This is a genomic window from Amycolatopsis sp. NBC_01286 (genome assembly GCF_035982555.1).
GTDB lineage: Bacteria > Actinomycetota > Actinomycetes > Mycobacteriales > Pseudonocardiaceae > Amycolatopsis.
The window spans coordinates 3735383-3758667 of record NZ_CP108428.1; the positions used below are offsets into that span (position 1 = coordinate 3735383).

The window sequence follows — 23285 nt, forward strand, 5'->3', positions numbered from 1 at the left end:
GGTTTTCCCCCTCAGGAAAGGATCGGGCCGCCGAAGTCGTCGTCATCGTCGTTGTCGGCCGGACGGCGACGACGAGGCGGCTGCGGCGGCTGCGGCGGTGCCGGCGGTTGCGGTGCTGGCGGCGGAGTGCGCGGCGGCTGCTCTTCGTTGTCGTCGGGCAGGAACCGGCGGACGCGGTCGGGTTCCGGGAACGCGGGTTCGGGCTCCGGCGGCGGCTGCGGGAACGTGCTCTGCGCCTCGCGGACGATCTCCACGGCGGCCTGGTCACCCGTGCCGGTGGTCTCGGTCATGGCCTGCTGCAGCAGTTCCGGGATCCGCGCCTGCGCGCGCTGCACCAGCTGCATCACCTGCGCCGAGACCTCGGCCATCCGCTTGGCGCCGGCGGCGGACTCCGCGATGACGAGGTTCTTCAGCAGGCCGCGCGAATCGACCGTCACCGTGACGAGGCCGTCCTTCGACCGCTCGGTGACCGTCTGGCCCTGCATGCGATCGGCCAGCGCCTGGTACCGCGCGGCGTTGTCCTCGAGCCGCTTGGTCCAGTTGTCGATCATCTCGTCGCTCGCGTCGACGCTGTCCGGCATCCCGGCCCTCCCTCTCGACGTCTCCACACTGACGGATCGGCGCCGCCCGCGGTTCCGTCTGCGTCCTCAAAACACGCCAAAGGCCACCATAGGGGACCCGGAGGTGCCCGATGGTGGCCTTCGCCGTATCGCGTGTATCAGAGGTTGCCGCGGCGGTCCTGTTCACGCTCGATGGCTTCGAACAGGGCCTTGAAGTTGCCCTTGCCGAAGCCCAGCGAACCGTGGCGCTCGATGAGCTCGTAGAACACGGTCGGCCGGTCGCCGATCGGCTTGGTGAAGATCTGCAGCAGGTAGCCGTCCTCGTCGCGGTCGACGAGGATGCTGTGCTCCTTGAGCGTCTCGATCGACACGCGGACGTTGCCGATGCGGGCGCGCAGCTCCGGGTCCTCGTAGTACGACGCCGGGGTGTCCAGGAACTCGACGCCGGCGGCGCGCATCGCGGTGACCGTGGCGATGATGTCGTTGGTGGCCAGCGCGATGTGCTGGCAGCCCGCGCCGCCGTAGAACTCGAGGTACTCGTCGATCTGCGACTTCTTCTTCGCCACGGCGGGCTCGTTCAGCGGGAACTTGACCCGGTGGTTGCCGTTCGAGACGACCTTGCTCATCAGGGCCGAGTACTCGGTCGCGATGTCGTCGCCGACGAACTCCGCCATGTTCACGAAGCCCATGACGCGGTGGTACCAGTCGACCCAGTAGTCCATCTTGCCGAGCTCGACGTTGCCGACGCAGTGGTCGACGGCCTGGAACAGCCGCTTCGGCGCGCCTTCGGGCCGCTTGACGGTGCTCTCGCGCGGCTCGTAGCCGGGCAGGTAGATGCCGGTGTAGCGCGACCGGTCGACCAGCGAGTGGCGGGTTTCGCCGTAGGTCGCGATCGCGGCGACGCGCACGGTGCCGTGCTCGTCGGAGACGTCGTGCGGCTCCTCGAGAACGGTCGCGCCCTGCGCGCGGGCGTGCTCGATGCACTTGTCGACGTCGGTGGTCTCCAGCGCCAGGTCGATGACGCCGTCGCCGTGCTTGCGGTGGTGCTCGAGCAGCGCCGAGTCCGGCCGCACGCCACCGGTGATGACGAACCGGGCCGAGCCGGACTTGAGCACGTAGGACTTGCGCTCGAAGTTCCCCGTCTCGGGGCCGGAGTAGGCGACGAGCTGCATCCCGAACGCGATCTGGTAGTACCAGGCGGTCTGGGTCGCGTTGCCGGCGATGAACACGACCGCGTCCATGGCCTTGACCGGGAACGGGTCTGTCGAGGCGTCGTGGTCGACGAGGCCGACGAGCTGACGCAGCTGGTCGTAGCTGACGTCGTCGAGGGCACCCTGGTGGGGTTCGGCAGTCTGGGTCATACCTCGAAGGATCCGCCTCGTGAGGCAAGATGTGCAATGGTCTCAGTTTTTGCTGGACAATATGATCGGTGTCTGCGGGACATCGGCTGTCATCATGGACAACTTGTGCAGGGAAGAGGGCAATGTCGGAGAACCTCGACGCATTGGACGCGCGGCTGCTGCTGTTGCTCACGGACACCCCGCGGCTGGGGGTGCTGGAGTGCGCCCGCCGCCTCGGGGTGGCCCGCGGCACGGTCCAGGCGCGCCTGGACCGCCTGGCCGAGCGCGGCATCCTCGGCGGGTTCCCGCCGGAGCTCGACCTGGCGGCGATGGGCTACGGCCTCACGGCGTTCGCGGTGATCGAGATAGCGCAGGGCCGCCGCGCGGAGGTGGCGCAGGCCCTCGCGGCGATCGACGAGGTCTGCGAGGTCCACGCGACGACGGGTCAGGGCGACTTGTTCGTCCGCATGGTGGCGCGGGGCAACGACGACCTGCAGCGGGTGATCGACGAGGTGGTCGGCGTCCCGGACGTCCAGCGGACGTCGACGTCGATCGCGCTGTCGACGCCGGTCCCGCCGCGCGTCCGCCCCCTGCTGGAACGCACCGCCCGGTCGTGAGTGGTTAGGGCGGTTCTAACCGCCCTAACCACTCACGACCCGGGACGAGCGTCAGCCTTCGTCGATGACCTGGGTCAGGTAGCGCTTCGCCGAGCGCTGCACGACCTCGAAGCCGTCGGTGCGCACGATCGCGTCCCACCACGCGCCGTAGATCGCCTCGAAGTGGTAGCCCGCCAGCAGTTCCGCCGCGCGGCGGACGATGTGCGGGCGCTCCGGGACGAGGTTCGGGTAGCTGTACATGAAACCGACGTGCGTGCGGTCGGGGATCACCTGCACGATGTCGCCCGACAGCAACGCGCCGCGGCCCGCTTCGCCCGCCGGCCAGTGCAGGACCGTGCCGCCGTCGAAGTGGACGCCCAGGTTGATCAGCCGCAGGTCGGGAGCGACGTCCAGGGTCGTGCCGGACCACAGTTTCACCGACGGGTCGGGCCGGCCGATCCACTGCTGATCGCCTTCGTGGAGGTAGATCGGCGCGTCGAAGGCGTGCGCCCACTCGACCATCGTCGTGTAGTAGTGCGGGTGGCTGATCGCGATGCCGGTGATGCCGCCGAGGGCGCGGACCCGCTCGACGAGCGCGTCGTCGAGGTAGGCCGCGCAGTCCCAGAGGAAGTTGCCGGACTCCGCCTGCACCAGCAGGGCGCGTTCGCCGATCGCGAACCCGGGGTTCGAGCCGACGCCGACGATGCCGGGGCCCTGTTCTTCGACGCGCGGAGTGTAGGTACCGCTCGCGCGGAGTGCGGCCAGGTTCGTCCACTGCTGCCCGGCTGCCGGGACGTACTGGCGTTCGTCTTCGCAGACCGGGCAGTTGTCCCGGGCCTCGGCGTACTGCATGCCGCAGGCCTGGCAGATCGGTTCCGTGCTCACTGACGTCCTCCCGGAATGTGGCTCCTGGGAGGACACGCTAGCTGCGGGGACGCGCGCCCGGCGACGGATAAACCGGGCGCGCCCGGACCGCTACTTGCCGTCGCTGTAGGGAACGGCCTTGACGAGGGTCACCTTCTGGGACTTGCCGTTCGGCAGTTCGTACTCACGCGACTCGCCCTCCTTGGCGCCGAGCAGGGCCTTGCCCAGCGGCGACTCGGGGGAGTAGACGTCGAGGCCGCCCTCGGCGCCCTCTTCGCGGGTGGCGAGCAGGAACTTCTCCTCGTCGTCGTCACCGTCGTACCGGACGGTCAGCACCTTGCCCGGGCCGGCGGTGCCGTCGTTGGCCGGCGCCTCGCCGACCTTGGCCCCGCGCAGCAGCTCCTGCAGGTGCCGGATGCGTGCCTCGGCCTGGCCCTGTTCCTCACGGGCGGCGTGGTAGCCGCCGTTCTCCTTGAGGTCGCCCTCTTCGCGGCTGTCGTTGATGCGCGCGGCGATAACCGGCCGATTCTCGATCATCTCGTCGAGCTCGGTCTTGAGCCGGTCGTAGGCATCCTGGGTCAGCCAGGTCACCTTGGTGTCGCTCACGGTCACCATCTCCTCGTCGGGCCTGCCAGGCTTGCGTGTTCAAGCCGGCCCACACGGGCCTAGGTGCCCGCGTGGCTGAGATAAAGGAAAAACACGGCCCGTCGTGGGCCGTGCTGAGGGGTCAGACTATCACGGCAGGACAGGGCCAAGCCCCTTATTTCCGCGCGTCGTGGGCGTTGAGCGCGCGGTTCACCCCGTTGGCCGCTATGGGGTTGACAGGTACCGTGGTATGTCGTACGAGCAGCCGTACACGTCGGCGGTCACCGGAGCCCCGATGCTCTTGATCGTGGTGGTGATGGTGCTGTACTTCGCGCCGGCGGGAATCAGGAGCTCTTTGCGGCCGCTCTCGGCGCCGGTCTTGTCGCGGACGCGGACGACGCACACGCCCGGCCGGTTGTTGTCGTCGCGGGTCACGTTGAGGGTGATTTCCATCGCGTTGCCCGGTTTGCCGCTGAAGGCGACGCGCTCGGCGTCGATCGGCGCGGACCCGAGGTTGACGTAGGCGACGTACGCGACCACCCCGCTGACGACCAGGGCGATGGCCAGGAACAACCAGCGCCGCCAGCGCCGGGAGGTGGGTGCGCGGTCGGTGCCGTAGCGGCCTTCGGGGAGCGCCGACGCGCTGCTCCCGACGACCGTTTCCGCCGGTCCGCCTGCCAACCCGGGGCCTCCTGCTCGAACTCGTCGTACCCCTGGGGACAATGGGTGTCGTCCGGCACGGGTACCGCCTACGGGATCGAGTATCCGCTGGCCGGGTGGGCGGCCCGCAGGTGGGTCCCGGTGCGGATACGGAATAAGGGTGGAAAGGGAGTCGTTCGGAGCATGGTGGAAGCTGACGAGCTGAGGAACACCGCCGGGCCGCGCCTGCGCATGATGGCCGTGCACGCGCACCCGGACGACGAGTCCAGCAAGGGCGCCGCCAGCATGGCGCGCTACGCCGCCGAGGGCCACGAGGTGCTGGTCGTCACGTGCACCGGGGGTGAAGCGGGGAGCATTCTGAACCCCGCGATGGACCGTCCCGAGGTGCTGGCGAACATGAGCGAGGTCCGCCGGGAGGAGATGGCCCGCGCGGCCAAGATCCTCGGTGTGAGCCAGCGCTGGCTGGGCTTCGTCGACTCCGGCCTGCCGGAGGGCGACCCCCTGCCGCCGGTGCCCGAGGGCTCGTTCGCGGTGGTGCCGCTGGAGGAGTCCACCGAGGCGCTGGTGCGCGTGATCCGGGAGTTCCGCCCGCACGTCATCACCACCTACGACGAGAACGGCGGCTACCCGCACCCCGACCACATCCGCACCCACGAGGTGTCGATGGCGGCGTGGGACGCGGCGGCCGACCCGGACCGCTTCCCCGACGCCGGCGAGCCGTGGCAGCCGCTGAAGCTGTACTACATGCACGGGTTCTCGAAGGCCCGGATGGTGGCCTTCGACGCCGCCTTGAAGGAGGCCGGGCTCGAGTCGCCGTACACCGAGTGGCTGGCGAAGTGGGACCCCGACCGGGCCGATGTGATGGAGCGGGTGACGACCCGCGTCGAGTGCGGTGAATACTTCGAGGCGCGGGACGAGGCGCTGAAGGCGCACGCCACGCAGATCGACCCGAACAGCCGCTGGTTCTTCGTCCCCTTGGAGATCCAGCGGGCGATCTGGCCGACCGAAGAGTACGAGCTGGTCAAGTCGCAGGTGGACAGCACGTTGCCGGAGGATGACCTGTTCGCCGGCATCAAGGAGAAGGTGAACACATGAGTCTGACGCTGCCGGCCGTCGTGGCGCTTCCGGTGACCGCGTCGGCAGTGGTGCTGGCGCAGCAACCCGGCAACGGCGACAACGGCGGGCAGGGGGAGGACTTCGGTAAGTCTTCTCCGGTCGGCTTCCTGGTGCTGATCCTGTTCCTCATCGCGGTGGCGTTCCTGGTCCGCTCGATGACGAAGCACCTCAAGCGCGTCCCGGCGAGCTTCGACGAGCCGGCCGAGAAGGCCGAGCCGGCCGCGGGCGAGCCTGCCGAGCCCGAGGCCGAGCCGGTCGTGGAGAAGAAGGCGGCCGGGGACACCTCGCCCGCCAAGGCCGACTGACCCGCGTCAGCACCGCCCCGCGTCGTGCGTCAGCAGGGCGATCCGGGTGCGGCGCCGCGTCCTTCAGCAGGAACCCGCTCGCCCCGGCGCGCAGGGCCAGCAGCACGTTCCCGTCCGTGTCGAACGTCATCAGCACGATCACTTCCGGCGGGTCCGGCCGCGCATCAGCGTCAGCCCGGCGCGGACGAGGTCGTCGTCGTCCACCAGCAGCAACCGGGTCATCGCGGCCTCGGCAGCCAGGCCCGCAGCCGGAACTCGCCGCCGGTCCGCTGGTGGTCGAGCTGCCCGCCGGCCAGCCGGACGCGCTCGGTGAGGCCGACGAGCCCGTGCCCGGCCACTCGCTGGGGATCCCCGGCCGGGCCGAGCGGGTTGGTGACGTCGATCTCCAGCCGGGCCCCGGCCTCCCCGCCCAGCGCGATCCGCACCGGCTGGCCCGGCGCGTGCTTGCGGGCGTTCGTCAGTGCTTCCTGGACGACGCGGTAGGCCGTGCGTCCCGCCATCCCCGGCACCCCGCCGACCTCGCCGGTCACCTGCACCGCCGTGCCGACCGCGCGGGACTCCTCGACGAGCCCCGGCAGCCCGTCGGTCGGCCGCCAGAGGCCGGGCAGGGCGTGGGCCGCGACACCGGCCACGGCGACGGCGACCGCGTGGCTCCACGGCCGTGACCGCGCGACCTGCAGCACGGCGGGCGGCGTCGCGAGGGGCGAGAGGACGGCCAGCACCGCCAGCGCGAGCGTGCTCCGCACCGGCCGGCGGAACACCAGCGGCACGAGCGCGCAGCCGAGCAGCCCGGCCAGGACGTCGTAGGCCCGCAGGTCACCGGACGCGTACTGCCCCCAAGCCGTCGCGGCCGCACCGACGACCGCCGCGGCCGTCAGCGGGCCAGGGCGGACGCAGGTCGCCGAGCCGGTCATCACCGGCTGAGGGCATGGCCGCGAGGTGACGATGGCGGATTTGGGACGCCGAGCGGCCAGAATCCTCCATCGCCGAACGCCCGTTCCCGCGTCGAACGGCCGGCGGCCCGCGACCACTAGAGCCGCGGGTCCACCGGGTCCGACTCCAGCGCCAGCACCGCGAAGACGCACTCGTGGACCCGCCACAGCGGCTCACCCCGCGCGACGCGCTCCAGCGCTTCCAGCCCGAGCGCGTACTCCCGCAGGGCCAGCATCCGCTTGCGGTTGAGCCCCCGCTTGCGCAGCCGCTCGAGGTTCTCCGGCAGCGTGTAGTCCGGGCCGTAGATGATCCGCAGGTACTCGCGCCCGCGCACCTTCACCCCCGGCTGCGCCAGCCCGCGCGCGCCGCGGGTCAGGTTGGCCGCCGGCTTGACGACCATGCCCTCGCCGCCCGCGGCCGTCAGCTCCTCCCACCACGCGACGCCCGCGGCGACCGACGTCTCGTCGAGGACGTCCACCGCCAGCGTCCGGGTGCGCTGGAACCGCGGTCCGGCCAGCTTCTCCAGCACCGACAGGTGCCACGAGTGCGGCCGGTCGTGGTAGCTCGCGCCTTCCGAGGCCAGCAGCTGGAACGGCGCCAGCCGGACGCCGTCCAACCCCGTCGTCGGCCAGCAGTAACGCCGGTACGCCGCCCGGTAGGAGTCCACAGTGGACTCCCGCGACGCCGTCCGCGCCAGCAGGTCCGTGACGTCGATGCCGCGTGCGGCCGCCGTCGCCAGCGCGGCGACGGCGGCGGGCAGCACGGCCTGGGCGGCCGCGCCGACCGACGCGTACTGGTTCGAGATCAGCGAACCCGCCTTCGCACTCCAGGGCAGCAGCTCGGCGTCGAGCAGCAGCCAGCCGCTGTCCAGCTCCTCGAACAGCCCGGCCGCCGCCGCGCGCACGTCCGCCAGCAGCTCGAGATTCTGTGCCGTCGAGAAGAACGGCCGTCCGGTGCGCGTGTACACCGCTCCGCCGCCCTGGACCCCGAAGCGCTTGTAGGCGACGTCGTCGTCCCGGCACACGAGCACGACGGCTCGCGAGCCCATGTGCTTCTCCTGGCACAGCACCGACTGCACGCCGGCCGCGCGGTACTCGGCGAACGCCTCGTCCGGGTACTCCAGGTAATCCTCGCGCGAAGACGTCGAACACGGCGCCATCGTCGGCGGCAGGTAGGCGAGCCAGCGCGGGTCCACCGCGAACCGGCTCATCACCTCCAGCGCCGCGGCCGACTGCTCCGCCGAGACGCCGACCCGGCCGTGCTGCATGGTCTGCACGACCCGCTTGCCGGTGACGTCGGCCAGCTCCAGCACGGCAGGCTCACGCCCACCGAGCGGCCGCGACGCGTCGAGCGGCTTGGTCGGCTCGTACCAGACCTGGTGCGCCTTCACCGAGACGACGTCGCGCTCCGGGTACCGCAGCGCCGTCAGCTTCCCGCCGAAGACGGCCCCGGTGTCGAGGCACATGGTGTTGTTGACCCACTCCGGTTCCAGCGTCGGCGTGTGCCCGTAGAGGACCATCGCGGACCCGCGGTAGTCGCGCGCCCACGGCAGCCGCACCGGCAGGCCGTACTCGTCGGTCTCGCCGGTCGTGTCGCCGTAGAGCGCCATGCTGCGGACCCGCCCGGACGCGCGCCCGTGGTAGCGCTCGGGCAGCCCCGCGTGCGCGACGACGAGCTTGCCGCCGTCGAGGACGTAGTGCGCGATCAGGCCGTCGCAGAACTCGTGCGCCTGACGGCGGAACTCCTCGGTCTCGGCGCCGAGCTGTTCCAGCGACTCGGCGAGCCCGTGCGCGACGTTGACCTTCCGCCCGTGCAGCGCGCGCACCAGCTTCTGCTCGTGGTTCCCGCAGACGACCAGGGCGTTCCCCGACGAGGCCATTCCCATGACGCGCCGCAGCACGCCCGGGGTGTCCGGCCCGCGGTCGACGAGGTCGCCGACGAACACCGCGGTCCGCCCTTCGGGGTGCACGCCGTCGGCGTAGCCCAGCTCGGCCAGCAGCTCCTCGAGCTCGGCTGCGCAGCCGTGGACGTCGCCGATGACGTCGAACGGCCCGGTCAGCTCGCGCTTGTCGTTGCGCAGCGGCTCGACGGTGATCTCCGCCTCGGCCACCTCGGTCTCGCCGCGCAGCACGTGCACGCGCCGGAAACCCTCGCGCTCCAACGACTTCAGCGACCGCTGCAGCTCACCGCGCTGCCGCCGGATCACGTGCTCGCCGAAGTCGCGGTCGGGCCGCCCGGCGTTGCGCGCCGCGCACACGCCCAGCGGCAGGTCGAGCACGATCGCCGTCGGCAGCACGTCGTGCTCCTTCGCGAGTTTCACCAGGCTCGCCCGCGACGCGCGCTGGACGTTCGTCGCGTCGATGACGGTCAGCCGCCCGGCCGCGAGCCGCTTGCCCGCAACGTAGTGCAGCGTGTCGAAGGCGTCGGCGGACGCGGACTGGTCGTTCTCGTCGTCGGCGACGAGCCCGCGGAAGAAGTCGCTGGAGAGCACCTGGGTCGGCGCGAAGTGCGTGCGTGCGAACGTCGACTTGCCGGAGCCGGAAGCGCCGACGAGCACGACGAGGGACATCTCGGGAACGGTCAGCTTCACGCGGCCACCTCCTTGTCACTGGTCGTGAAGACCGCCATCTGGGTCGGCGGTCCTGAATCCTGGTCCTCCGGTCCGACCGGCAGGTAACGAACGGCGTAGCGGTTGCGGGCCGCGACGCCGTCCGCCCACTCGCGGAACTCCGCCCGGGTCCATTCGAACCGGTGATCGGCGTGCCGGAAATGCCCCATCGGGAGGAATTCGAACAGCCGGTTGTACTCCGCGTTGGGCGTCGTGACGATCACCGTGCGCGGCGCCGCGACCCCGAACACCGCGTGCTCCAGGGCCGGCAGGCGCTCTTCGTCGACGTGCTCGACGACCTCCATCAGCACGGCCGCGTCGTACCCGGCCAGCGCCGGGTCGGCGTAGGTCAGCGCGGACTGGCGCAGCGTCACGCGGCTGCGGTCCTTGAGCCGCTTCTCGGCGATGTCGAGGGCCCTCGCGGAGACGTCGACGCCGACGATCTCGGTGAACGACGGCTCCTTCTCGAGCACGCGCAGCAGCGCGCCGGGACCGCAGCCGAGGTCGAGGACGCGCTGGGCGCCGGCGGCCCGGAGCGCGGCGAGCACGCTGCCGTGCCGCTGCGTGGACAGCGGTTCGGGCCGGTCGGGAACCTCGGTGACCAGGGCTTCGGCCTCGGCCGGGACGTCGTCCGCCTCGGCGAGCCGCGACAGCGCGTAGTTGACGACCGGACGGCGTCGCTCCAGGTAGCGGTTGGTGATGAGCGTCCGCTCGGGATGCCCGCCGAGCCAGCCGTCGCCGGCGCGCAGCAGCTTGTCGGCCTCGTCCTGGCCGACCCAGTAGTGCTTGTCGCCGTCGAGCGCGGGCAGCAGGACGTAGAGGTGGCGCAGCGCGTCGGCGACGCGCTGGGTGCCGGCCAGCCGCAGGTCGACATAACGGCTCTCGCCCCACTGCGGGAACTCCGGGTCGAGCGGGATCGGCGTGGCCGTGACGCGCCAGCCGAGCGGCTCGAACAGCTTATGGACGGCCTCGGCCCCACCGCGCGCGGACAGCGACGGCACGTGGATCTCCAGGTCGAAGGCCTCGTCGACCAGCTCGGGACGCGCGGCGCAGCGCCCGGCGAGCGCCGTCGTGAACGCCGCCCGCAGCGCCACCGCGAGGTACGAGCCACCGGCGTAGGGCCGGTCGTTGACGTACTGCGTCAACGACGTCCCGCCGCCGCGCACGAGCTCGATCGCGTCGATGTCGACGAACAACGCGGCGGTGCACCTCTCCGGCATCGCCTCGGGGTAGAAGACGTGCGCGGTGCCGGCGGAGAGCGCGACCGACTGGGCTTTCTCCGGATGCTTGTGCAGGAGGAAGCCCAGGTCGGTGGCGGGGGTACGGGTGGTCGTGATGGTCAACAGCACCGCGCAAGTGTGGCTGACGCCCCGGTGACCGCGCGCCCGGTTTTCCGGAGTGCGACCCTGAAGGCATGAACCGCCTCGCCAGCGCGACCAGCCCGTACCTGCTCCAGCACGCGGAGAACCCGGTCGAGTGGTGGCAGTGGGGCGCGGACGCGCTCGCCGAAGCCCGCCGGCGGAACGTGCCGATCCTGCTTTCCGTGGGCTACGCCGCGTGCCACTGGTGCCACGTCATGGCGCACGAGTCGTTCGAAGACGCCGAAACCGCCGCCGTGATGAACGCGAACTTCGTCAACATCAAGGTCGACCGCGAGGAGCGGCCGGACATCGACGCCGTCTACATGGCCGCCACGCAGGCGATGACCGGGCAGGGCGGCTGGCCGATGACCTGCTTCCTCACCCCGGACGGCGAGCCGTTCCACTGCGGCACCTACTACCCGCCGACGCCGCGGCCGGGCATGCCGTCGTTCCGGCAGCTGCTCGGCGCCGTCAGCGAGGCGTGGGGGGAACGGCCCGACGAGCTGCTGGAGGGCGCGAAGCAGATCGTCGCGCACATCGCCGAGCAGACCGGGCCGCTGCAGGAGTCCATTGTGGACGACGCCGTGCTCGCGGCCGCCGTCGAAAAGCTGCAGGGGGACGCCGATCCGGTCAACGGCGGGTTCGGCCGCGCGCCGAAGTTCCCGCCGTCGATGGTGCTGGAGTTCCTGCTGCGCCACTACGAGCGCACCGGCTCCGAGGCCGCGCTGTTCCTGGCGGACTCGACGGCGGAGGCGATGGCGCGCGGCGGGCTGTACGACCAGCTCGCCGGCGGCTTCGCGCGGTACTCGGTGGACGCCGAGTGGATCGTGCCGCACTTCGAGAAGATGTTGTACGACAACGCGTTGCTGCTGCGCTTCTACGCCCACCTCGCCCGCCGCACCGGCTCGCGGACCGGATCGCGCGTCGCCACCGGGACCGCCGAGTTCCTCGCCGCGGAACTGCGGACACCTCAGGGTGGTTTCGCGTCGTCGCTGGACGCGGACACCGAGGGTGTCGAAGGTCTGACGTACGTCTGGACGCCGGCGCAGCTGCGCGAGGTGCTCGGCGACGAGGACGGCAAGGTGGCGGCCGACCTGTTCGGCGTCACGCCCGAGGGCACCTTCGAGGACGGCGCGTCGACGTTGCGCCTGCTCGCGGACACGCCGTTCGAGGACATCCGGTACACGCTCCTCGACGAGCGCGCGAAGCGGCCGCAGCCGGGCCGGGACGACAAGGTGATCGCGTCCTGGAATGGCCTGGTGATCACGGCGCTGGCCGAGGCGGGCGCCGCGCTCGATCGTCCACAGTGGATCCAGTGGGCGGTCGACGCGGCCGAGCTGCTGCTGCGCGTCCACGTCGTCGACGGCCGCCTGCGCCGCAGCTCGCGCGACGGCGTCGTCGGGGAGTCGGCGGGCGTGCTGGAGGACTACGCCTGCGTCGCCGACGGTTTTCTGGCCCTGCACCAGGCCACGGGCGAGGCGAAGTGGCTCACCGAGGCGACCCGGCTGCTCGACCTGGCCCTGACGCACTTCGCGTCCCCGGACGTCCCGGGCGCGTACTTCGACACCGCCGACGACGCCGAGACGCTGGTCCAACGCCCGGCCGACCCGGGGGACAACGCGAGCCCGGCCGGAGCGTCGGCGCTGGCCGGCGCGCTGCTGACGGCGTCCGCGCTCGCGGGCCACGAAAGCGCGTCGCGTTATCGCGAGGCCGCGGAGCAGGCGGTGCGCCGGGTCGGGGTGCTCGCCGGCCGGGCGCCGCGGTTCACCGGGCACTGGCTGTCGGTCGCGGAGGCGATGCAGGCCGGTCCGGTGCAGGTCGCGGTGGTCGGTGCCGACCCGGCGTTGCGCCTCGCGGCGGCCCGCGGCGTCCACGGCGGCGGCATCGTGCTGGCGGGTGCGCCGGACGCCCCGGGCGTCCCGCTGCTGGCCGACCGCCCGCTGGTCAAGGGCGCCGCGGCGGCGTACGTCTGCCGCGGCTACGTCTGCGACCGCCCGGTCACCACCCCGGAAGCCCTCGCCGCCCAGCTCTGACCGTCACTTTCACGTGAAAGTGCCGCTTTGCGCTCTGGGTGAACGACGTCCACGTTCGCGTGTTTCCGGCGTAGCGTCGGTTGCGTTGTAATCATGTAATCGGAGGTGCGACATGGGACGAGGCTGGAGAGGCGGCGGCCGCGGCTGGCAGCAGGCCGAGGTGCCGTCGGCGGACGACGCGGCGGCCTGGTTCGGCGGGCGCCTGCCCGACGGCTGGTTCACCGGAGCGCCGGAAGTCACGGTCGACCGGGAAGAGATCATCTTGGTCGGCGAGCTGCCGGCGCTGACCGACGAGCACGCCGACGACGCGGCCCGCGCCGCGGCCGAGGACGGCCGGATCAGCCGGTTCCGCGAGGAGACGCGCGACGCGCGCATCGAGATCGCGCGCCAGGCCGAGCACCGCTACCAGCGCAAAGTCGCCTGGGGCGCCAAGCTCGGCGGCACGACCGCGCTGTTCACCACCCACTCGGCGCCGGTGATGACCCGGCTCCGGCAGCCGGAACGCCTGGTGCTCGACACGCTGGTCGACGCCGGTGTCGCGCGCTCGCGGTCGGAGGCGCTGGCCTGGGCCGTGCGCCTGGTCGGCGAGCACGCCGACAGCTGGCTAGGCGACCTGCGGGAAGCCATGACCAAGGTCGACGACCTGCGCACGAAGGGCCCGGACCTGGCCTGAGCGGCGATGGCGACACGCCAACCCCGGCGGCGAGTGGCGGGGTGCTGCCCCCTCGGCGGCACCCCGCCACTCGCCGTCAGTCGGCGACCAGGATCGCCTTCCGGAACCCGAAGCCCGCCTCGCGCTGCCGGCGCACGACCCAGCAGCCCGGGGCGATGCCGGTCGCGCCGTGCTCCGGGTGCACGAGGTACACCGGCAAGGCGTTGCGCACCACCGCGATCGCGAGGTTTTCGGGGTCGCTCACCCAGGTCGTCAGCCGGCACGAGCCGTGGTCGGCGACGAGGGTGTGCGGGTTGTTGCCGTCTTCGCCCCGCACGAGTTCGATGCCTTCGTCGGGCAGAGAGCGCCAGCCCCGGGCGTCGACGCCGGTCATCTCCTGCGGGACGACGATCAGGTCGCCCTGGGCTTGCAGGCCGTCGATGACCGGCACGGCGACCTGCCGGTCGAGGTGGCCGAGGACGTCGAGTCCGGTGTGGTCGAGCAGTTCCGCGAGATACATAAGGATCACCTTCGGGGGGTTCAGGTCCGACGGCTCAGCTGCGCGTACTGGGCTCCGCTGAGCCCGTACGTCCAGCCGGCGGCGTCGAGGGGATGGTCGAATCCGGCGGGGACGCGCAGTCCGTAACGACGACGGGTGCCGTCGCGCTCGACGGAGCCGTTCACCGCCAGCAGCAAGCGCGCCGGGGTCCGCCACGGCTCCGGCCACGCGTCGTAGAGCAGCAGTTCCGAGCCGGGGTTGCCGGGATCGTCGGCGCGGGCGAGGAGCCGCAGGCCGGCGTCCTCGATGAACGCCGTCCAGCCCACGTGCTCGATGGCGCAGCGGCGCACTTCGACGTTGCGCTCGCCGGTGATCCGGTCCGCGGTGGGCGCGTCGATCACCCACGGCGGCACCCGCGTCCCGTGCCACGCGTGCACGGTCCAGCCGTCGGGGAACGCCAGCGCCGGCCCGTTCCCGTTGTGCAGCCGGGCTTCGCCGTAGTCCGACGGCAGCTGCTCGGTGCGCGCGACGAGCGGCCGGTCGGCGACGACGCAAACGTTTTCGCGAGGCCACCACCAGCCGCAGGACCGGGCGAGCGTGGCCCACAGCTCCAGCTGCGCGACGTCGTCGGCGGCGAACCGCACGCCGTCGACGCGCTGGTGGAGGTCGTAGTGCGCCACCCAGTAGGCGTCCTGCTGGCCGTACCAGTGCAGGCCGGACGACGTCGCGAGCTCGCCGCGCAGCGCCCCGGCGACGGAGTCCCGGATCGTTCGGCGCAACGCGGGCGCGACACCGTTGTTGAGGAATTCACGCACCGAAGCGCCGTCGCGTGGCGGATCAGGCTGCCGGTACCGGTTTCGCCAGGCCCCGATGTGCTGGTCGAGCCGCCAGCGCAAGGATGTCACCAGCGTCGCGATCCGCGCATCGACCGGCAGGTCACCGCTGAGCGAAAGCGTTTGCGCGGGCGGGATCAGCGCGACGGCGGCCGCGGGCGAACTGACCCGGACGAACTCGGGTGGCGACTGCCCGGCCAGCGCGTACAGCTCGCTGATGACGGCTTCCGCGGTCCCGCGCTCGGCGGGTTCGGTGCTCAGCGCGTGGCGCAGCCACTCATCGCGGATTTCGGGGACCCGGGAAACGTCGCCCGGGACGGGGATGCGGCGGGGTTCCCGCCGCGGGGTGCTCAACGCACCAGGGCGCGCACGCCCTTTCGAATCGACATGATCCGATGGTCGCAGGTGTTCCGTGGACCACGCAAGGGTGATCTGAACCTGCGGGATCCGCGCGGCTGGGGCACGCTGACTACTAACGAGTAGCAAGTACTTTTCGGAGGAAGCCGTGGACGTGCCCAATGTGCCCGCGAAGGTGGATCCGGACGCGCTGACCGCCGTCCTCGACGGCCGCTGGGCCGAGCTGCGCCGCGGCGTGCGCGCCGAGATGAGCGGCTCGGAGTTCCGTGACCCGATCGACCTCGACATCGAGGCCCACCGCGCCCAGGTGCTCGACCAGCTGCGCGCGCTCGCCGCGACCGACCGGCCCGGGCTGGGTTTCGACCCGGCCTACGGCGGGGGTGGTGACGTCGGCGGCTCGGTGACGTCGTTCGAGATGCTCGGTTTCGGCGACCTGTCGCTGATGGTGAAGGCCGGTGTCCAATGGGGACTGTTCGGCGGCGCCGTCCAGCTGCTGGGCACCGAGCGGCACCACGCGAAGTACTTGCGTGACACCATGACCCTCGACCTGCTCGGCTGCTTCGCGATGACCGAGCACGGTCACGGTTCCGACGTCCAGCACCTGCGGACCACGGCGACCTTTGTGGACGGTGGGTTCGTGGTGCACACACCGGACACCATGGCCAAGAAGGAGTACATCGGCAACGCGGCCCGCGACGGCCGGATGGCGGTGGTGTTCGCGCAGCTGGTCACCGGCGGCGAATCCCGCGGCGTGCACGCGTTCCTGGTGCCGATCCGGGACGAGGACGGCAATCCCGCGCCCGGAGTGTCCATCGAGGACTGTGGCCCGAAGGCGGGCCTGAACGGCGTCGACAACGGCCGGCTGAGCTTCGACAACGTCCGCATCCCGCGTGAGGCCCTGCTGAACCGCTTCGGCGACGTCGACGACGACGGCGTGTACTCGAGCTCGATCGAGAGCGACAGCCGCCGTTTCTTCACGATGCTGGGCGCGCTGATCCGCGGCCGGGTGAGCGTCGGCGGCAGCGCGGGCAGCGCGACGAAACGCGCACTGGCGCTGGCCGTCCGCTACGGCGAGGTCCGCCACCAGTTCACGAAACCGGACGGCGACGAGGTCGTCATCCTCGACTACCTGGCGCACCAGCGGAAACTGCTGCCCGCGCTGGCGAAGACGTACGCGCTGCACTTCGCCCAGGAGGAGCTGGTTTCGAAGCTGCACGACATCGATTCGTCGGCGGCGGAGGAAGAACAGCGCGAACTGGAGTCCCGAGCCGCGGGGCTGAAGGCCATGAACACCTGGCACGCGACGGCGACGATCCAGACCGCGCGCGAGGCGTGCGGCGGCTCGGGTTACCTCTCGGAGAACCTGCTGGCCGGGCTGAAGGCCGACACGGACGTCTTCACGACGTTCGAGGGCGACAACACGGTGCTGCTGCAGCTGGTCGCGAAGGGCCTGCTGACCAGCTTCAAGCAGGACTTCGAGGACCTGAGCCCGCTGGCGACGGCGCGCTTCTTCGCCGAGCAGGTGGTCAGCACGGTCCTGGAGCGCACGTCCGCCCGCAAGGCGTTCGAGCGGCTCACGGAGGCGTCCGATTCGGACGTGTTCTTCCGCCGCGACTGGCAGCTCGGGCTGTTCGAGGACCGCGAAGAGCACGTCGTCGAAGGCGTGGTGAAGCGCCTGCGCAAGGCGGGCGACGACCCGTTCGGCGTGTTCAACGCGGCCCAGGACCACGTGCTGCGGGCGGGCCGGGTGCACGTCGAGCGCCTGATCCTGACGGCGTTCGCCGCGGCCGTCGAGCGCTGCGAGGACCCGGAGGCCCGCTCGGTGCTGGAGCGCGTCTGCGACCTGTACGCGCTGTCGGCGATCGAGGAGGACCTGGCCTGGTTCCTGGGCCACGGCCGCCTGTCGGCGTCCCGCGGAAAGGCCGTGACGGCGGCGGTGAACAGCCTGTGCGCGGAGCTGCGGCCGCACGCCCGGACGCTGGTGGACGCGTTCGCGATCCCGGAGCAGTTCCTGCGCGCGCCGATGCTGACGTCCTGACCTGCGGTACCGACCTGCGGTACCGACGAAAAGGGGGCGGCGCGCGATGCGCGTCCGCCCCGGTTCCCGGAGTGACCCCGGGCGGCCGGCTTCGGGGAGCCGGCCGCCCGCTCAGGGTTACGACTTGCGGTGCTTGCCGTTGTCGTCGGTGACCTCGAACTGCTCCTTGCGGACCTTGCCGGACACCGTCTGGTCTTCGGTGACCGTCTCGGTCTTGAGGCGCGCCCGCTCGACGGCGACGGTTTCCTTGTTCACGACCGGCTTTTCGGCGTGCAGGATGATGTCCTGCTCGTCTTCGCCGATCTCGGCCCGCCCGGCGCGGCCGTCCTTGATCGGCTCGCGCTCGATGCGCACCTCTTCGTGGCTCACCGGCACGGTGATCTGCTGCTCTTCGGTGACGACGTACTTGCGCAGCCGCACGCGCCCGGTCTCGACCTGCTCGGTCCCGACGTTCAGCCGCTCCTCGGAGCGCGTCATCGTCCGGTCGTCGTCGCGGCCCATCTTGTCGCGACCGGCCTTGTCCCGGCCGTCCACCCCGGACCGGCCGTCCATTTCGGACCGCCCGCGGCCGGCGTCGCCCATGGCGGCCTGCCGGGTCCCCGCACTGTCCATTCCGGACTTCTCGCGGCCCGTGCCCTTGCCCTGGGCCGCGCGGTCGTCCATCTGCCCGTCGGGCGACATCCGCGGCACCGGCAGGCCGTAGTGCTTGTAGAGCTGCGCGCTCTCCTCCGGCGAGAGGTGGCCGTCGGCGTCGATGCGGGGCGCGTCGGAGACGCTGTCCTTGTCGACCTGGACGTGCACGCCATCCTGGTCGGTGTGCGCACCGGAAAGCGGGACGAAGCTCTCCTTGGTCCCGAAGAGGCCGGTCTTCACCGTGATCCACTCCGGCTGGTGCGTCGCGTCGGCGAGGTAGACGTTGCCGACCTTCCCGAGCTTGTGGCCGTTCGGGTCGACGACGGCACTGTCGATGAGCTCCTGGGGCTGCATGGTCTTGGCCATCGCTGTGCTGCTCCTTCCACGCGTTGAGTGTGTCTGGGGCAACGGTCGGCCGTGGCCTTGATCACGGCAACCGTCGTGGTGTCCCTGTGGGTGACCCCCGAAGGTGCGGGTTTGAAGCACCGCCCGCGGGCTAAGTCCGAGGTGTCGCCGCAGGTCAGGGCCGTGGCCCGGGACACGATCCGCGGGCCCGGGGTTGGTGCGAAGGTGTGTAACCCCGGGCGGCTGGGAAAGACAGGGCATGGACGAGTGCGAAGTGATGTGGCGCGTCCCGGCCGACGCGGACGCCGTGATGCAGTTCGTCGGCTGGGACCACCCGCTGCCGGCGGTGGTGCTGAAGCTCGGCGAGGTGACGGTGACGCTCGCGCCGCCGCGCAACCGAGCGGAGGAGTCGGAGTTCGCGCGTTTCCTGGTCAAGCTAGCGGCGGCCGCGAGGGAGGCGGCGAGGCAGGTCGTGTGACCGGCACCACTGTCACAATCGCGCGCGCCACTTCGTCAAGGTTGCTGAAACCGGACGGCGAAAGGGAAACCATGGAAGCGCGCATCAACATGTTCGAGAACGAGGTCGCCGGCAAGTTCGTCAAGCGCCTGATCGCGGCGTCCCGCCCGGTAGAGGAGTCAACGCTCCCGAAGGCGACGCAGGAGCTGGTGAAGATCCGAGCCAGCCAGATCAACGGCTGCGGCGTCTGCCTGGACATGCACACGAAGGACGCGGCACACCAGGGCGAGACGGCGTTGCGCCTGAACCTGGTGGCGGCATGGCGCGAGGCAACGGTCTACACCGAGGCAGAGCGCGCGGCCCTGGCCCTGGCGGAGGAAGGAACGCGCCTGGCGGACACCCACCACGGCGTCACGGACGAAACCTGGGCCGAGGTCCGCAAGCACTACGACGACGAGCAGATCGGCGCACTGATAGTCCTGGTGGCGACGATCAACGCCTGGAACCGCCTGAACGTGATCACCCGCAACCCAGCGGGCGACTACGAGCCCGGAATGTGGAGCTGACGTCGCGGGAGGGGACTCCTCGCGAGTCCCCTCCCCGCGCGTGCGTCAGAACTCGGCTAGGCGTACATGGCCAGCCAGATCGCGATGTAGTGGCAAATCGCCGCCAGCACGGTGCACGCGTGGAAGTACTCGTGGTACCCGAAGGTATCCGGCCAGTGGTTCGGCCACTTGAAGCCGTAGAACGCCGCTCCCAGTGTGTAGAACAGCCCGCCCACGCACAGCAGCACCAACGCCGCGACTCCCGCGTGGGACAGCAGTTCCGGGAAGACGAACACCGCGACGTAGCCCAGTGCGATGTAGATCGGGACGCCCAGCCAGCGCGGTGCGTGCGGCCACAGCATCTTCAGCGCCACGCCCAGAACAGCGCCGCCCCAGACGATCGACAGGACCACGTAGCCCGTGGGCTTGGGCATCGCCAGCAGGGTGAACGGGGTGTACGTGCCCGCGATGAACAGGAAGATCATCGAGTGATCCGCCCGCTTCATCCACTTGTACGCGCGGGGGCTCCACAACCGGCGGTGGTACAGCGCGCTCACGCCGAACAGGCCCAGGATCGTGAGGCCGTAGATCGACACCGCCAGGGTGGCGATCGCGGACACTGTGGACGCGGCCAGGGTGATCAGCGCGGCCGTCGCCGCGAGGGCGCCGAAGAACGTCCAGAAGTGGATGTGGCCCCGGAGTCGGGGGCGCAGGTCCACTACGGGCTCTGGGGGTTCGGTCTGCACACTCACTCAACCAGGTTAGGGGACCGTAGGTTCCCGGGCAGCGGTCAAGTCACACGCCTCACACCGGGTGCGTACTCTTCCTCGACGTGAGTGTTCGCTCCTTCTTGTCCGACGTCGTGTACAGCGCCTACGGCAGGCGCCTCATCCAGCAAGCCCGCGGCCGGCATCCCCGGCACATCGCCATCATGCTCGACGGCAACCGCCGGTGGGCGCGTGAAGCGGGCTTCGCGGACGTCGCGGACGGCCATCGGGCCGGCGCGAAGAAGATCGCGGACTTCCTGAGCTGGTGCCACGAGGCCGACGTCGAGGTCGTCACCATGTGGCTGCTCTCGACCGACAACCTCAACCGCGACCCGGACGAGCTCACACCGCTGCTGAAGATCATCACCGACGTCACCGACGAGCTCGCCGCGCCGGGCACGCAGTGGCGGCTCCGGATCGTCGGGGCGCTCGACCTGCTACCCGCCGAAGTCGCCAAGCGACTCAGCGAAGCCGCCGCCCGCACCGAAGGGCGCACCGGCATGGAGGTCAACGTCGCGGTCGGTTACGGCGGGCGCCAGGAAATCGCGGACGCCGTGCGCAAGCTGCTGCTCCACCACGCCGACGAGGGCACCAGCATTCACGAGCTGGCGAAGATCCTCGACGTCGACCACATCTCCGAGCACCTCTACACCTCGGGGCAGCCGGATCCGGATCTCATCATCCGCACTTCCGGAGAACAACGCCTTTCCGGATTCCTGCTCTGGCAGTCCGCGCATTCGGAATTCTGGTTCACCGAAGCTTATTGGCCGGCATTCCGCCGGGTCGACTTCCTGCGGGCGATCCGCGACTACGCCTGGCGGCACCGCCGGTTCGGTTCCTGAGCACCTCGGAAACGGCGAAAAGCCCCGGAGTGGACTCCGGGGCCTTGCGCGCGACCTGACTCAGTGGTGGTGGTGCTCCAGCGAGTGCAGCACCAGCGCCGGCGAGGTCAGCACACCGGCGTAGGCACCGGCGACCAGGGACGCCGCGCCGTAGCCGAGCGCGCCACCACCCTCGATGAACGTGGCGTAGGCGTCGCCGAACGACGGGTCCGGGGTGTAGCCGTGGTCGTTCGTCGTGGCGGCGAACGCGGTGCTGCCGATCATCATGAGGCCCGCAGCGGTGGCGGCCACGAAACCAGCCTTCTTCAGCACTTCGCACACTCCTAGGTAGAACTGTTGGGATCCGGGGCACCGGCGGACCGGTGGTGTGTCCCGCAGTCAAAAAATTACTCGCTTATCGGGCTTCTCGTACGTCTTGTACGCCCATTGTGTGAGCCCGATGCAGGGCCTTTCACTCGGTACGGTTCTCTCTTCGCTACGCAAAATGCATTCCTCAACCGAACGTGGTAGAACCCCGAAGCCGATCTTGTAAATACGCCGAGTCAGTGAATTGACCAAGATCATTCGGGCGGGTGGGTATCGATCGAGACGGCGACTACTCAGAGCCACCGTCACCCGGCGTTGATGTCGGACGACCGACAGTGAGGTGACGATCTGGCGAATCACCGGGTTGGCTTCCTGCGCGATCACCGATTCGTAGGTACCTTCCGAGTTGAGGGCACGCGATCCGTGCGGGTCCTCGCGGGAGGCCCTGGTCGTGACGGTGATCGAGGGGGCGGCACAGCCGCCCACGAGACGCACGAGGGGGCCGGCACCCGGCCCTCGTGGCCGCGCCGCCTGACAGCTCGTCAGGCGGAGTGGTCCAGCCAGGGAGGTGCCCGGCCCAGCGAGTGCGGGCGTGAGGTGCACACGCCCTCGAGGGAGATGCCGTCGTGACTGCGCAGCGTTTACCCCGTAAGGCCTCTGGCCGTTCTTCGACCGGTGCCGTTCCTGGCCCGGAGAAAGCCTCGACCTCGCCACAAACCCAGCAGCACATGTACGTGCTCGACACGTCGGTCCTCCTTTCGGACCCGTGGGCGGTGACCCGGTTCGCCGAACACGCAGTCGTGCTTCCGCTGGTCGTCATCAGTGAACTGGAGGCGAAGCGCCACCACCCGGAGCTGGGCTGGTTCGCCCGGGAATCCCTGCGCATGCTCGACGACCTGCGCCGGCAGCACGGCAGGCTCGACGCGCCGCTCCCCATCGGGGACCACGGCGGCACGCTGCAGGTGGAGCTGAACCACTCGGACCCGACGGTGCTCCCGATCGGGTTCCGGACGGACTCCAACGACCACCGGATCCTCGCCTGCGCGCTCAACCTGGCGGCGGAGTTCCCGGCGGTCACGCTGGTGACCAAGGACATCCCGCTGCGGGTCAAGGCCGGGGCCGTCGGCCTCGAAGCGGACGAGTACCGCGCGCAGGACGTCACGCCGTCGGGCTGGACGGGCATGGCGGACGTGGACGTCGAGCACGAGGTGCTGGACACGCTCTTCAGCGGCGGCACCGTCGACCCGGTCGAGTACGGCCTGGACGAGCTCGCCGAGCTGCCCTGCCACACCGGGCTGCGGCTGCTCGCGGGCAGCTCCAGCGGGCTCGGGCGGATCACGGCCGACAAGCGCATCCGGCTGGTCCGGGGCGACCGCGAGGCGTTCGGCCTGCACGGCCGCAGCGCCGAGCAGCGCATCGCACTCGACCTGCTGCTCGACGCCGACGTCGGCATCGTCTCCCTCGGCGGCCGCGCCGGCACCGGCAAGTCGGCGCTCGCGCTGTGCGCCGGGCTCGAAGCCGTGATGGAACGCCGGCAGCACCGCAAGGTCGTGGTGTTCCGGCCGGTCTACGCGGTCGGCGGCCAGGACCTCGGCTACCTGCCCGGTTCCGAGAGCGAGAAGATGCAGCCCTGGGCGCAGGCGGTGTTCGACACCCTCGGCGCGCTGGTCAGCCAGGAAGTCCTGGACGAGGTGTTCGACCGCGGCATGCTCGAGGTGCTGCCGCTGACGCACATCCGCGGCCGCTCGCTGCACGACGCGTTCGTCATCGTCGACGAGGCGCAGTCACTGGAGCGCAACGTCCTGCTGACGGTGCTCTCCCGCCTCGGCACGGCGTCGCGCGTGGTGCTCACCCACGACGTCGCCCAGCGCGACAACCTGCGGGTCGGGCGGCACGACGGCGTCTCGGCGGTGATCGAGAAGCTCAAGGGCCACCCGCTCTTCGCGCACGTCACGCTGACGCGCTCGGAGCGCTCGCCGATCGCCGCCCTGGTCACCGAGATGCTGGAGGACCACGGCTGAGCTTGAAGGTCCGTGAAGGCCTCCTTACC

At 70.7% G+C, this 23285-nt stretch carries 23 protein-coding genes; 10 read left to right on the forward strand and 13 right to left on the reverse strand.

The genetic code is table 11. The annotated features are described in order from the left end of the window. Positions 1–11: 11 nt before the first annotated feature. On the reverse strand, positions 12–581 hold the full coding sequence (locus OG570_RS18120) for a YbaB/EbfC family nucleoid-associated protein (protein ID WP_326957848.1): 570 nt from the start codon (positions 579–581) through the stop codon (positions 12–14). 137 nt (positions 582–718) lie between these two features. Beyond that, complete coding sequence (gene hppD, locus OG570_RS18125) at positions 719–1921, reverse strand: 4-hydroxyphenylpyruvate dioxygenase (protein WP_326944370.1); 1203 nt, start codon at positions 1919–1921, stop codon at positions 719–721. A gap of 122 nt (positions 1922–2043) precedes the next feature. Here hppD and OG570_RS18130 point away from each other — a divergent pair, with 122 nt between their 5' ends. Further along, a complete protein-coding gene (locus OG570_RS18130) occupies positions 2044–2517 on the forward strand; it encodes an Lrp/AsnC family transcriptional regulator (RefSeq protein WP_326944369.1) in 474 nt (157 codons plus the stop codon). A 51-nt stretch (positions 2518–2568) separates the two neighbouring features. Here OG570_RS18130 and OG570_RS18135 read toward each other — a convergent pair whose 3' ends face one another. The 3 genes from OG570_RS18135 to OG570_RS18145 form a co-directional block, all read right to left on the reverse strand. Beyond that, positions 2569–3381, reverse strand: coding sequence for an MBL fold metallo-hydrolase (locus OG570_RS18135; RefSeq protein WP_326957850.1), 813 nt, complete (start codon positions 3379–3381; stop codon positions 2569–2571). A 90-nt stretch (positions 3382–3471) separates the two neighbouring features. After that, positions 3472–3975 carry a transcription elongation factor GreA gene (gene greA, locus OG570_RS18140; RefSeq protein ID WP_247057692.1) on the reverse strand — a complete coding sequence of 168 codons (504 nt, stop codon included), beginning with the start codon at positions 3973–3975 and terminating at the stop codon, positions 3472–3474. A gap of 195 nt (positions 3976–4170) precedes the next feature. Continuing rightward, positions 4171–4626 carry a DUF4307 domain-containing protein gene (locus OG570_RS18145; RefSeq protein ID WP_326944367.1) on the reverse strand — a complete coding sequence of 152 codons (456 nt, stop codon included), beginning with the start codon at positions 4624–4626 and terminating at the stop codon, positions 4171–4173. 162 nt (positions 4627–4788) lie between these two features. On the opposite strand from OG570_RS18145, the gene mca reads away from it, so the two are divergent. Then, on the forward strand, positions 4789–5700 hold the full coding sequence (gene mca / locus OG570_RS18150) for a mycothiol conjugate amidase Mca (protein ID WP_326944366.1): 912 nt from the start codon (positions 4789–4791) through the stop codon (positions 5698–5700). After that, positions 5697–6026 (forward strand): hypothetical protein, encoded by a 330-nt coding sequence (locus OG570_RS18155; RefSeq protein ID WP_326957852.1) that lies wholly within the window; start codon positions 5697–5699, stop codon positions 6024–6026. The genes mca and OG570_RS18155 overlap by 4 nt, the downstream gene beginning before the upstream one ends. Before the next feature lie 218 nt (positions 6027–6244). On the opposite strand, the gene OG570_RS18165 is transcribed toward OG570_RS18155, so the two are convergent. The 3 genes from OG570_RS18165 to OG570_RS18175 all read right to left on the reverse strand — a co-directional run bounded on the left by OG570_RS18165 (position 6245) and on the right by OG570_RS18175 (position 10916). Continuing rightward, a complete protein-coding gene (locus tag OG570_RS18165) occupies positions 6245–6940 on the reverse strand; it encodes a sensor histidine kinase (protein ID WP_326960064.1) in 696 nt (231 codons plus the stop codon). A gap of 116 nt (positions 6941–7056) precedes the next feature. Continuing rightward, the gene (locus OG570_RS18170) at positions 7057–9549 is read right to left on the reverse strand and encodes a polynucleotide kinase-phosphatase (protein ID WP_326957854.1); all 2493 of its coding nucleotides are present in this window, start codon (positions 9547–9549) and stop codon (positions 7057–7059) included. After that, positions 9546–10916 (reverse strand): 3' terminal RNA ribose 2'-O-methyltransferase Hen1, encoded by a 1371-nt coding sequence (locus OG570_RS18175; RefSeq protein ID WP_326957856.1) that lies wholly within the window; start codon positions 10914–10916, stop codon positions 9546–9548. Before OG570_RS18175 ends, OG570_RS18170 begins: the two co-directional genes overlap by 4 nt. Before the next feature lie 65 nt (positions 10917–10981). Between OG570_RS18175 and OG570_RS18180 the strand changes: the two genes are divergently transcribed. Both OG570_RS18180 and OG570_RS18185 read left to right on the forward strand, forming a co-directional pair. Beyond that, the gene (locus OG570_RS18180) at positions 10982–12961 is read left to right on the forward strand and encodes a thioredoxin domain-containing protein (protein WP_326957858.1); all 1980 of its coding nucleotides are present in this window, start codon (positions 10982–10984) and stop codon (positions 12959–12961) included. Between the two features lie 112 nt (positions 12962–13073). Continuing rightward, positions 13074–13634 (forward strand): hypothetical protein, encoded by a 561-nt coding sequence (locus tag OG570_RS18185; protein WP_326957860.1) that lies wholly within the window; start codon positions 13074–13076, stop codon positions 13632–13634. Between the two features lie 76 nt (positions 13635–13710). Here the strand turns inward: OG570_RS18185 and OG570_RS18190 are convergent, their stop codons facing one another. Both OG570_RS18190 and OG570_RS18195 read right to left on the reverse strand, forming a co-directional pair. Next, on the reverse strand, positions 13711–14133 hold the full coding sequence (locus OG570_RS18190; RefSeq protein WP_247057671.1) for a hypothetical protein: 423 nt from the start codon (positions 14131–14133) through the stop codon (positions 13711–13713). Positions 14134–14153: 20 nt separating this feature from the next. Then, positions 14154–15299, reverse strand: coding sequence for a DUF6745 domain-containing protein (locus tag OG570_RS18195; RefSeq protein ID WP_326957863.1), 1146 nt, complete (start codon positions 15297–15299; stop codon positions 14154–14156). Positions 15300–15450: 151 nt separating this feature from the next. Between OG570_RS18195 and OG570_RS18200 the strand changes: the two genes are divergently transcribed. Next, on the forward strand, positions 15451–17340 hold the full coding sequence (locus OG570_RS18200; protein ID WP_326957866.1) for an acyl-CoA dehydrogenase family protein: 1890 nt from the start codon (positions 15451–15453) through the stop codon (positions 17338–17340). A 117-nt stretch (positions 17341–17457) separates the two neighbouring features. Here OG570_RS18200 and OG570_RS18205 read toward each other — a convergent pair whose 3' ends face one another. Continuing rightward, entirely contained in the window at positions 17458–18339 is an 882-nt protein-coding gene (locus OG570_RS18205) for a PRC and DUF2382 domain-containing protein (protein WP_326957868.1), read from the reverse strand. 238 nt (positions 18340–18577) lie between these two features. On the opposite strand from OG570_RS18205, the gene OG570_RS18210 reads away from it, so the two are divergent. Next, positions 18578–18796: a hypothetical protein gene (locus OG570_RS18210; protein WP_247057662.1), complete on the forward strand. Its 219-nt coding sequence runs from the start codon at positions 18578–18580 to the stop codon at positions 18794–18796. 71 nt (positions 18797–18867) lie between these two features. After that, the gene (locus OG570_RS18215; RefSeq protein WP_326960066.1) at positions 18868–19341 is read left to right on the forward strand and encodes a carboxymuconolactone decarboxylase family protein; all 474 of its coding nucleotides are present in this window, start codon (positions 18868–18870) and stop codon (positions 19339–19341) included. Between the two features lie 56 nt (positions 19342–19397). On the opposite strand, the gene trhA is transcribed toward OG570_RS18215, so the two are convergent. After that, on the reverse strand, positions 19398–20039 hold the full coding sequence (trhA, locus tag OG570_RS18220) for a PAQR family membrane homeostasis protein TrhA (protein WP_371827657.1): 642 nt from the start codon (positions 20037–20039) through the stop codon (positions 19398–19400). 113 nt (positions 20040–20152) lie between these two features. On the opposite strand from trhA, the gene OG570_RS18225 reads away from it, so the two are divergent. After that, positions 20153–20929, forward strand: a complete 777-nt coding sequence (locus OG570_RS18225; protein ID WP_256475555.1) for an isoprenyl transferase — start codon at positions 20153–20155, stop codon at positions 20927–20929. Between the two features lie 60 nt (positions 20930–20989). On the opposite strand, the gene OG570_RS18230 is transcribed toward OG570_RS18225, so the two are convergent. Further along, a complete protein-coding gene (locus tag OG570_RS18230; RefSeq protein ID WP_326957871.1) occupies positions 20990–21241 on the reverse strand; it encodes a hypothetical protein in 252 nt (83 codons plus the stop codon). A 722-nt stretch (positions 21242–21963) separates the two neighbouring features. On the opposite strand from OG570_RS18230, the gene OG570_RS18235 reads away from it, so the two are divergent. After that, complete coding sequence (locus OG570_RS18235; protein WP_247057643.1) at positions 21964–23256, forward strand: PhoH family protein; 1293 nt, start codon at positions 21964–21966, stop codon at positions 23254–23256. Positions 23257–23285 lie beyond the last annotated feature (29 nt).